General features: G+C 61.6%; 4 protein-coding genes and 1 pseudogene. 4 read left to right on the top strand and 1 reads right to left on the bottom strand.

The annotated features are described in order from the left end of the window. From ACO48X_RS06375 to ACO48X_RS06390, 4 genes and pseudogenes are all read left to right on the top strand, one after another. Positions 1 to 198, top strand: a pseudogene (locus ACO48X_RS06375) (hypothetical protein); the annotation flags it as partial. A 123-nt stretch (positions 199 to 321) separates the two neighbouring features. Beyond that, a complete protein-coding gene (locus ACO48X_RS06380; RefSeq protein ID WP_009199430.1) occupies positions 322 to 1,587 on the top strand; it encodes an ATP-binding protein in 1,266 nt (421 codons plus the stop codon). A gap of 580 nt (positions 1,588 to 2,167) precedes the next feature. Then, positions 2,168 to 4,021, top strand: coding sequence for a hypothetical protein (locus ACO48X_RS06385; protein ID WP_485001271.1), 1,854 nt, complete (start codon positions 2,168 to 2,170; stop codon positions 4,019 to 4,021). Positions 4,022 to 4,063: 42 nt separating this feature from the next. Further along, positions 4,064 to 4,588, top strand: coding sequence for a mycothiol transferase (locus ACO48X_RS06390; protein WP_485001272.1), 525 nt, complete (start codon positions 4,064 to 4,066; stop codon positions 4,586 to 4,588). A 124-nt stretch (positions 4,589 to 4,712) separates the two neighbouring features. Here the strand turns inward: ACO48X_RS06390 and ACO48X_RS06395 are convergent. Further along, positions 4,713 to 6,289: DUF5129 domain-containing protein (locus ACO48X_RS06395; RefSeq protein ID WP_485001273.1), on the bottom strand; the 1,577-nt coding region annotated here is incomplete at its 5' end.

Raw genomic sequence — 6,289 nt, forward strand, 5'->3', positions numbered from 1 at the left:
CGCTTCACGGACCCCGCCGCCGTCGAGCTCGTATCCCGGCTCGACTACGACTTCGCCTTGGCGGGGCAGGACCGGCTCATGGCCGACGGCGTCGAACGCCTCCGGCCGCACAGAAATGTCCCCGCCCGGAGGCGCGCGCCCCGGCTGCGTGGAATGTCCCCGGCCGTCGCTGCGAAGCGGCTCCAAACGGCCGGTTAGAATGACACCAAATGTCGGGTTGGAATGACGCCAGATAACGGGCTAAAATGACGCTAAATGGCCGGTTAGAATGACGCCAAATGTCGGATTAGAGCTGAATCCTTTTGGGAGGAGGGCTGGATAATGGCGGCTCAAAAGAACTATCTGCCAAGAGTCGCAGACCGGATGGTTGAAGAGTCTCTCGGCTATTCGGGCGGTGTTCTTCTCGAGGGTGTTCGGGCGTGCGGCAAGACGATGACCGGACGCCGGCATGCGTCCTCGGAGGTGGCGCTCGACTCCGGGTTGCCCCAGCTGCGTGCCGCCTTGGACGTCGATCCATCCCTGGTTCTGGCGGGTGAGGCGCCGCGCCTCATCGACGAATGGCAGGTCGAACCGTCGCTGTGGAACCTTGTGCGTCGTGAGATCGACTCGCGCAGGGCCCCTGGGCAATTTATCCTCACTGGCTCGGCGGTTCCCGCGGAGGACGCTGCCCGTCATTCAGGCGCGCATCGGCTGTCGCGGATCCGCCTGCGTCCGATGACCTTGTTCGAGCGCGGCTTGGGTGACGGCAGTGTTTCGCTTGCCGGGCTGTTCGACGGTCATGACCCTAAGCCGACGCTGGATTCGGGTACGAGCGTGCGCGAGGCGTTGGACGCGCTGGTGCACGGGGGCTGGCCAGGAGACCGCAATCTGACGGTTCGCCAAGCGCAGCGCCACCTTCGAGACTACGTCGACGACATCATCAACATCGACGTCGGCCGCCTGGACGGAGAGCCGCGGAGAGATCCCTTGCGGATGCGCGCCTTCATTCGGTCTCTGGCCCGGCACGTGTCGACTGAGGCCTCATTCGCCACCATTGCGAAGGACGTTTCAGGGCAGTCGTTGTCCGCAGAAACCGCTGTTGCGTATATGAACGCTCTCAAACGGCTGTTCATTGTCGAGGAACAGCCGGCATGGGCTCCGCACTTGAGGTCTCGTTACGCGGTGCGAACGTCCCCGAAGCTGCACTTCGTCGATCCGGCCCTCGCCGCTGCGGCGACCGCGACCTCTTCGGCGCGATTGATGGAAGATCTGGGGACCGCGGGCCAGTGGTTCGAGTCGCAGGCGGTGCAGCACCTGAGGGTCTTCGCTGAACCCCTCGGAGGGCGCGTCTTCCATTTCCGAGACAAGTCCGGCAGGGAGGCGGACATCGTCGTCGAGCTCGACGACGGACGGTGGGCCGCATTCGAAGTCAAGCTTGGGCAGAGGCAGATTCCGGCGGCGCAGACTTCGCTGGCGGCTTTCGTCGACGACGTTGACACGAAGCGAACGCCCCCGGCCGAATTCACGGCCGTCGTCACCGCCGACGGCCCCACGATGACCCTCCCGGACGGTTCAGTGACCTTTCCGCTGCGGGCTCTCCGGCCCTGAAGGCTGTCCCGCTTTGGGTCCGGCGACGTCGGCAACAGGCGACAGGGCTCGGGTACTTCGGAAGCGCGTATGGAAAGCGAGATGCCGGAGACTGCCACGGCCTCGACTCGGTGGAGAAGCTCGCCGATCCTTTTCTCCCGAGCTGACGCGAGCCCCGCTATGGAGGAGACAGCTCTAGGAGTGCGGAGGCGACTCTTTTGACCGGATCCGTGCCCTGGGAACGTTGTTGGAACCGGGGTTGAAAGGCGAGTCGAGCGGAATCTTCCCGATGATGAGTTTATCGCCATGAGGAAGGGCTGATGAGTTTATCGGCGACGGGCGAACCAGTGCCGCCCGGCCGGGAAGCATGGGTTTCGTTCCCCGTGTGGCGTTGCCTTCGCGCAATAACTGCGTCGAGTGAAGGATTTCGGCTTGTCTCGGCGCCATTGCGGGGCTTTCGGCCACGTTTTGCTCTGGTCAAACGGGCAAGGGCATCCTAGAATGAAAATACCCAATCAAAGAATAGCCCGTCGCTGAGGCGGTGCGCGCACGGCCTACGCTAAGGTGAACGGGAAGCCTATGAAAGTGGTATTTCGCCAGCATGGATCTGACTACTGCGGATGACGCATATCGCCACTTGAAGGAAGTGGCGGCAAGGTTGATCGAGTCGTTGTCGTTAGGCAGGGAAGAATTCCTCGTCTGCGAGCGCCTCCTCATGCGGGGAAACGGGATTGAGCAGGTTCTGCTCGGTCTGAAGCAGAACGTCAATTTGGCAAACGACATGATCCGAGAGCTGGAGCCCTTCGCGAGCCTCGAGTCGATTTCCCGCGCGCAGACCATGCTCAAGCTTTACTGCCAAGGGAACATGAACCTCCTGCGGTTCCTTCCCGACTACAAAGAGGATCTGTCCAGCAGTCTGGCTATCCTAGGGCTCCTTCTCTTGTACAGCAAAGACAGCTCGAGTTCTCTCGCCAACGCCAAAGGGTATGTGCGCGCCATCTCGCGGGCGTGTTCCGAAGGATTCGTTCCCGAGGAAAAGTGGAAAAGTGCGGAAGCCGTTGCCCGCGGCAGCAGCATGGCCGAGGTCGCCCGAAAAGAGGGCGTTTCCCGCGAAGCTGTTCGTTACCGTTTGTCCGGTCTCTACCCATTGGTCACGATTCGCAAAGTGAAGGAGGCGTGGCGAATTGTGAAGATGACCCAAGACGACGGCGATTTAGGCGAGGGAAACGACAGCCAAACCGAGGCTGCAGGGCCGGGCAATGGGATTTCGGGCGAAACAGACGGAACTGTGGGAAGGGATGGAAACTCGGGCCTGAAGGGCAAAGGCAACGGAGACGCGGCGCGCGAGAGCGATAAGACGCCGCGCGAAAACGATGCGACGGCGGGTAAAGGGACGGCGCGTGTCGGCGCTGAAACGCGGCGCAAAGGCACGAAGCCGTCGCGCGAAGGCGACGAGACTTCGAGCTACGCGCAGGGGCGGGGCTCGGTCGCCCGCGACCCGATTGCGATGTCTCTGGCCGTCCGCCGGGCCAATGACGATTTCAGCGCAAGAGAGGCAAAACGCGACGAGCTGTGGGACCTTGCCCTGCGCACGGCGAACTCTGAGGGCGACGTCGTGCCCGAAACCGATCGGCAGAACGCAGTCAAAGAGAAGCCGTCTGAAGCGTCGCCGGAAGCGCGGAAGAAAGGCCCGCCCACGGACTCGCCGCCCGTGCAGGAAAGGAAAGTTGCGCAGAGGGTCGGAGGGAGGACCTTCAGCGACGAAGACTGCTGGGCCGCCGTCGTGGAATACATGTCGCTGGACGACCGCACCCATTCGGGCGGGGACTACGCTCGATATTCGCGAGAGATCGACGGCATGCCGGCATTGATAACCGTGAAAGGGCGGTTGGGCCTCCACTGGGCCGAACTTGCAGAAACGGCCAATCGTCTGCTTGCGGGGCGCATACGCCCTGACGAGGAGGAATGGGCGCGCGACGTCATGGCGCCTCGAAAGTGGGAGAACTTCGTTCGCAAGGCCAGGGGAAGCGGTGCAAGCAAGCGATTCGCGATTGAGCTGGTCAAGCAATGCATTGCCGACCGCGGGCCGTACATCACCCACGTCATTTACAGCGAATGGGCTGAAGAGCGTGGAAACACGCCTTCGCATGCGTTGGTCAGCGTCTCGGGCATGTCTTGGAACAGCCTGGTCAAAGCGGCGGGCGGCTACAGCGGACGCCGCAACGTCGGAATGTGGACGAAGGAGGAAATCCTCAAGCTCATAGCGCTGTACATCAAGCAGGAGAGATCGCGGGGAGAAGAGCCCAGCATCGAAGGATACTCTTCATGGGTGCGAAAGCAGACTGTCCCGTTGCCGAACATTGTGCTTGTGACCAAGCGGGTCGGCAGCTGGGTTGAAGCCGTCAAACGCGCCAACAGGTACTTGAAAACCGACGATCGAACCCTGCTGCAGTGAATCGAACCCTGTGGCAGTGGGCTCAATGGTAGCGTCGAAGCCATGAACCTTTCAGATTTGCTCATTGACAGTTTGTCGCGTTCACGGCAGCGTTTCGACCGCGCCCTCTCCGGCGTCACGGTGGAACAGGCCAATACGCAGCCCGCTCCTAAAACCGCTCCCCGCGTGGACTCGTTGAGCTGGCTCGCCTGGCACACAGCCAGGGAGATTGACTTCCAGATCGCGTTTCTCGCCGGCGTCCAACCGGTGTGGACCACCGCAGGCCACAACGAGCGTTTTGACCTCGACCTTCCCGACGACACTGAGGATTGGCGCCACACCCCCGAACTGGCGGCCAAAGTTGTAGTGAGCGACATATCGGTGCTCGCCTCCTATCTCGACGACGCCTACGCCTGGGCGAACGACTACCTTCGAGGCTTGAAGGAGGGCGATTTCACCAAAGTCGTCGACGATTCCTGGGACCCTCCCGTGACACTCGCAGCACGGCTGGTCTCGATCGCCGACGACGCAGCCCAGCACTCCGGCCAAGCGGTCTACACGCGCCGCCTCCTGGGGCTGCCGGGCTGACTGACAAACGCCTCGACTCCCTCGTTTCCAGTGCGATTTTTGGGAGCGAATCTTTGGGAGCAATGCGCTGCGTGACTGGCGCAAGAACCCGCCCACGGTGCAGGCTCTTGCGCCAAAACACGGATTAGAAGCTCGAAGAGGAGCCTGCGCCGGAGAAACTGCTGCCGGAATAACCGCCGCTTGAAAAGCTGCTTCCGCTGGACGAGCTGCTGCCTGAGGAAGTGGGGACGTACGACGAGGCGGACGAGTAGCCCACCACCAAGTCGGAGATCGAGTCGAAAGAGCTGGAGGAGCCGCTTTCGCCGAACGAGCCTTCGCTCGAATCGACGGCGAAGAGCGCCGGGGAGCTGGGGTTGAGGCGAATGGTCGAATGCGGCCTGTAACTCCCGCTCCTGCCGCCGTAGAACCAGCTGCCGCTATAGCTCGCCCTCCTGGTGGAAGACAGCGAATCGTTGAAGCGTTGGCGGCGTTGGGCGGCATAGCTGGAAGTGTCTGCGTCGATGGCTTGGCGCGCGAGTCGCGTGGCTCGGACCTTGGTCTGTTCGGCGATCCGATCCAGTTCGTCCAGAGCCGCCGACGGCTTGGTCTGCCCAGTCTCGAGCTCGTAGGAGAGCTTGCTCAGCTTTTGATGCTGGGTGCGGACCCATCCCTTTGTTTCCTCGGTCGTGAGTGCCACGTCGGCGTGGTCGATCTTCGCGCAGAGCGCGTCGAGCGAACCCAAGTCTTCCAAGACGGGGCCTTGCTCATTGGCCCAAACCTGCTCCCAGCCGGACGACATACTGAGAAACGTGGCGGTGTTGGCGATGACGTTGTCGAGGGAATCCAGTGCGGCAAACCGTTCTTTCAGGCTCTTCGCCCGCTTCAGCGTCTTCATAGCAAACCATTTGGCGCCGCACACCCCTTCGAACGCTTTCCAATCTCGCGCGGTTTTCTCATACTCGTCGCGGAACCACCGGTAGCGCTCCATCACTTGGGCGCCGTGGGGTTCGTCTTCGGGGATTGCGCTCGCATAGAGCTCAGTTGTGGCGTAGTCGTGCGTGACCTGCAGGTAATGCCCCAGGGCCTCGCGCGCTCGACGCCGGGCGGCGTATCCGCGCCAGAGGCCGTAGCAGAGCCATGTGACGCCCAGAACGACGAATATTCCCCGAACGACTTGCGAAAGAGTCCTGTTTCCGGGGCTGGCGCCGCCGATGACGTCGGCGGCCTCCTTCGCCATGGACACCGTGCCTCCCTGCCAATCGGCGTTGCGATACTGTTCTTTTGCGGCATTTTGTATGTCCGCCTGAGATTCCAAGGGGACTTTGACGTCCTCGCCGAAATAGCAGCCGACTTCCCGCCCGTCGGGGGCGACGGCGAGGATCATCAGGCCGTTGTTCCAATAATCGGGGCTGGAGCTGGAGATCCACGGGACGTCCGTGTCGCTGTGGTTTTGGGCGTACTTGAGCACCTCGTCGTTGAGGTTGTCAATGTCCGTGCCTGTCACCGTGAGGACTGCAACATGGATTTTCTTGTGAAAAGTCAGTTTTCGGATCTCCTTGATCAAGGGATCGGCCTGAAGAACGCCCGCCTCGTCGCGAACTTCTACGGTAGGATGGTGCCCTTTATGGGAAGGCCACATCGCGACGATCGGAAGCGTAATAATCAGTGTCGGAACTATCAGAATGTTAACAATAAACGCTAAAACCGCGGAAATTCCTCCCA

The organism is Peptidiphaga sp., from assembly GCF_057238965.1.

What these genes read in the sequence shown, in the direction of transcription:
- ACO48X_RS06380 (WP_009199430.1), top strand. Translation starts at nt 322, where the DNA reads ATGGCGGCTCAAAAGAACTATCTGCCAAGAGTCGCAGACCGGATGGTT.
- ACO48X_RS06385 (WP_485001271.1), top strand. Translation starts at nt 2,168, where the DNA reads ATGGATCTGACTACTGCGGATGACGCATATCGCCACTTGAAGGAAGTG.
- ACO48X_RS06390 (WP_485001272.1), top strand. Translation starts at nt 4,064, where the DNA reads ATGAACCTTTCAGATTTGCTCATTGACAGTTTGTCGCGTTCACGGCAG.